Genomic DNA, 2,500 nt, shown 5'->3' with positions numbered 1-2,500 from the left:
GACAGAACATAACGAGAAATCATAGTTAATTGAACACAACTGGAAAGTTGGACCACAGTGGGTAATAGTCCCGTAAGTGAAAACTATGATAATCAGTTCTGCACCAGAGTACCACGAGACACGTGAAACCTTGTGGGAAGCAGGGAGGACCACCTCCCAAGGCTAAATACTACCTGATGACCGATAGTGAAGCAGTACCGTGAGGGAAAGGTGAAAAGAACCCCGGGAGGGGAGTGAAATAGAACCTGAAACCATGTGCCTACAACCGATCAGAGCACCTTATGTGTGTGATGATGTGCTTTTTGTAGAACGAGCCAACGAGTTACGGTATGTAGCGAGGTTAAGTACTTAAGGTACGGAGCCGAAGGGAAACCGAGTCTTAATAGGGCGACTAGTTGCATGCTGTAGACCCGAAACCGGGTGACCTATCCATGGCCAGGTTGAAGCGAGGGTAAAACCTCGTGGAGGACCGAACCACGTTGCTGTTGAAAAAGCATGGGATGAGCTGTGGATAGCGGAGAAATTCCAATCGAACTCGGATATAGCTGGTTCTCCTCGAAATAGCTTTAGGGCTAGCGTCGGAAAATGTGAGTAGTGGAGGTAGAGCACTGAATAGGCTAGGGGGCATAGCGCTTACCGAACCTTATCAAACTCCGAATGCCACATACTATCAGTCCGGCAGTCAGACTATGAAAGATAAGTTCCATGGTCAAAAGGGAAACAGCCCAGATCGTCAGCTAAGGTCCCAAAGTGTAAGTTAAGTGGAAAAGGATGTGGGATTTCTAAGACAACTAGGATGTTGGCTTAGAAGCAGCCACTCATTAAAAGAGTGCGTAATAGCTCACTAGTCAAGAGATCCTGCGCCGAAAATGTCCGGGGCTCAAACTTACCACCGAAGCTACGGGTTCACGTTTTACGTGAGCGGTAGAGGAGCGTCGTAATCGGGCTGAAGTCGTACCGTAAGGAGCGGTGGACTGATTACGAGTGAGAATGTTGGCATTAGTAGCGAGATGTAGGCGAGAATCCTACAGGCCGAATATCTAAGGTTTCCTGAGTAAAGTTTGTCTTCTCAGGGTTAGTCGGGACCTAAGGCGAGGCCGAAAGGCGTAGTCGATGGACAATTGGTTGATATTCCAATACCACTATAATCGTTATTATCGATGGTGTGACGGAGAAGGATAGGATGTGCTAGCTATTGGATGCTAGTCTAAGCGTTTAGGGAGTTGGGATTGGCAAATCCGTTCCAACAATTCTGAGGCGTGATGGGGAAGGTTCTACGGAACCGAAGTATCTGATTCCATGCTTCCAAGAAAAGCATCTAGAGAGAGAAGTAGTGCCCGTACCGCAAACCGACACAGGTAGATGAGGAGAGAATCCTAAGGCCGACGGAAGAATTGCAGTTAAGGAACTAGGCAAATTGACCCCGTAACTTCGGGAGAAGGGGTGCCTGAGAAATCAGGCCGCAGAGAATAGGCACAAGCAACTGTTTAACAAAAACACAGGTCTCTGCTAAAGCGAAAGCTGATGTATAGGGGCTGACGCCTGCCCGGTGCTGGAAGGTTAAGGGGAACACTTAGCGAAATATCGCGAAGGTGTGAACTTAAGCCCCAGTAAACGGCGGCCGTAACTATAACGGTCCTAAGGTAGCGAAATTCCTTGTCAGGTAAGTTCTGACCCGCACGAATGGCGTAATGACTTGTGCACTGTCTCAACTGCAAATCCGGCGAAGTTGTAGTGCGAGTGAAGATGCTCGCTACCCGCGATTGGACGGAAAGACCCCGTAGAGCTTTACTGTAGCTTAGCATTGAATTTCGGTATTGTCTGTACAGGATAGGTGGGAGACTGGGAAACTAGGGCGTCAGCCTTGGTGGAGTCGTTGTTGGGATACCACCCTGATAGTATTGAAGTTCTAACTGGATGCCATGAAACTGGTGACAGGACATTGTTAGGTGGGCAGTTTGACTGGGGCGGTCGCCTCCTAAAATGTAACGGAGGCGCCCAAAGGTTCCCTCAGAACGGTCGGAAATCGTTCGAAGAGTGTAAAGGCAGAAGGGAGCCTGACTGCGACACCTACAAGTGGAGCAGGGACGAAAGTCGGGCTTAGTGATCCGGTGGTACCTCGTGGGAGGGCCATCGCTCAACGGATAAAAGCTACCTCGGGGATAACAGGCTGATCTCCCCCAAGAGTTCACATCGACGGGGAGGTTTGGCACCTCGATGTCGGCTCGTCGCATCCTGGGGCTGAAGTAGGTCCCAAGGGTTGGGCTGTTCGCCCATTAAAGCGGCACGCGAGCTGGGTTCAGAACGTCGTGAGACAGTTCGGTCCCTATCCGTCGCGGGCGTAGGAAATTTGAGAGGAGCTGTCCTTAGTACGAGAGGACCGGGATGGACTGACCTATGGTGTACCAGTTGTTTCGCCAGAAGCATAGCTGGGTAGCTAAGTCGGGAAGGGATAAACGCTGAAAGCATCTAAGTGTGAAGCCCACCTCAAGATGAGATT

General features: G+C 50.1%; 1 rRNA gene (only partly in view). It reads left to right on the top strand.

From position 1 onward, the window contains the following. Positions 1–2,500: ribosomal RNA gene (locus PZA12_RS24525) — 23S ribosomal RNA — on the top strand (it extends past both window edges: 297 nt to the left, 114 nt to the right).

Origin of the sequence: Clostridium beijerinckii (assembly GCF_036699995.1) — a bacterium.
GTDB lineage: Bacteria > Bacillota > Clostridia > Clostridiales > Clostridiaceae > Clostridium > Clostridium helianthi.
The sequence above is the reverse complement of the archived record's forward strand: the minus strand, read 5'-3'. Positions and strand labels throughout refer to the sequence as shown.